The organism is Paracoccus marcusii (assembly GCF_006151785.1).
Classification (GTDB): Bacteria; Pseudomonadota; Alphaproteobacteria; order Rhodobacterales; family Rhodobacteraceae; genus Paracoccus; species Paracoccus marcusii.
The window spans coordinates 1-1,660 of the sequence record NZ_VDDD01000236.1 but is presented as its reverse complement, the minus strand read 5'-3'; the positions used below and the strand labels follow the sequence as shown (position 1 = coordinate 1,660).

Sequence of the window (1,660 nt, the reverse complement as noted above, 5' to 3'; positions counted from 1 at the left end):
CGATCCAGACCGTGTGAAAACCCAAACAGGATTCCCAGCCTAATGTGGCCATGGTATCCTCGGCCATGGCACATATTTCAGGCGATGATCGGTCCCAACTCCTGCTTTTACCGGACTCTGTGGACGACTATGTGGGGCCGGACAACGTGGTCCGGTTTATCGAAGCATTCGTTGACGGGCTTGATCTAAAAGCCGCTGGCTTCAAGCGGGTCCGGGCGAAAACGACCGGCCGCCCGGGATATGATCCGGCCGATCTCTTGAAGCTCTACATCTACGGATACCTGAACCGGGTGCGGTCTAGCCGCCGGTTGGAGGTCGAGACGCGACGCAACCTCGAAGTGATCTGGCTGCTCCGCCGTCTGACGCCCGACTTCAAGACAATCGCGGATTTTCGCCGCGACAACAGGACTGCGTTCCGCCAGGTGTTCCGCGAATTCGTGGTGCTGTGCCGAGAGCTCGACTTGTTTGGGTGCGAATTGATCGCGATTGACGGCACTCGGATCAAGGCGGTGAACAGCCGGGAGCGTAATTTTACCAAGGCCAAACTGGCAAAGGCTTTGGCCGAGAGCGATGAGCGCTTGGCGCGGTATCTCAAGCAGCTCGATGAGGCCGACAAGGACCATGAGGTTGCGCTGGAGAGCGGCACCGTGGAGAAGCTTCAAGAGAAGATCGCGGTGATCCGCGATCGGCGCGAACGCCTTGAAGGCCATGGCAAAGCCCTTGCGGACAGCGGCGAGGACCAGATCTCGCTGACCGATCCGGACGCACGTGCGATGCACTCCAGCAGCCGCGTTGGGGTTGGCTACAACATCCAGATCGCTGTGGATACCAAGCACAAACTGATTGCCGAGCAGCAGGTCCATAGCAAGGTCAGCGACCTTGGCCTGATGACCGAGACCGCCGAAGCCGCGCGTGACACACTTGGCGTCGACAAGATCGATGCGGTGGCTGACCGGGGCTACTTCAAGATCGAGGATATCGAGGCCTGCGAGGCGGCAGGCATCGTACCCTACGTTCCCAAACCGCAGCGTGGATCAGCTGTTGCCAAGGGGTTCTTCGGCAAGGAGCAGTTCTGCTATGACGCCGAAGCGGACACCTACATATGTCCGGGCGGCGCGGCATTAAGCCGTGTCAGCAGCCGCCCGGTTCGCGATGACATCCGCCTGTTCAACTATGCTAATACTGCTGCGTGCAAGACATGCGCACTCAAGGCGCGATGCACGGACGCGGCGTGCCGCAAGGTCACGCGATACGAGAACGAAGCAGTGCTGGACCGGATGGCAAAACGGCTTGCCGCGCGGCCCGGGGTGCTCGATGAGCGCCGTGAGAGCGTCGAGCACCCGTTCGGCTCCATGAAGCAATGGATGGGCCAGGGCGCATTCCTGATGCGCAGGCTGGAAAACGTGCGCGCCGAGTTCAGCCTGACGGCCATCGCCTACAATTTGCGTCGAGCGATCAGCCTTGTCGGCATTTCGGCATTGATGGCAGCTGTACGGCCATAATCGGCGGGCGATCCAGCCCATAGCGGCCTGAAAATCGCCTTCAGAGAACTCACATGTCTACCAGACCCGCAATCGCGTTCAGGGTCAGGATTTCTAAACTAAAAATCACCGAACGCCCGATGCCCTTTAAATTCCACCTAGTTTTCACACGGTCTGGA

At 59.4% G+C, this 1,660-nt stretch carries 1 protein-coding gene; it reads left to right on the top strand.

The window, feature by feature from the left end; translation table 11 throughout:
- Positions 1–50: 50 nt before the first annotated feature.
- On the top strand, positions 51–1,502 hold the full coding sequence (locus FHD68_RS18455; RefSeq protein WP_341872781.1) for an IS1182 family transposase: 1,452 nt from the start codon (positions 51–53) through the stop codon (positions 1,500–1,502).
- Positions 1,503–1,660 lie beyond the last annotated feature (158 nt).

Coding starts and splice junctions, on each gene's coding strand:
- FHD68_RS18455 (WP_341872781.1), top strand. CDS start 51: ATGGTATCCTCGGCCATGGCACATATTTCAGGCGATGATCGGTCCCAA.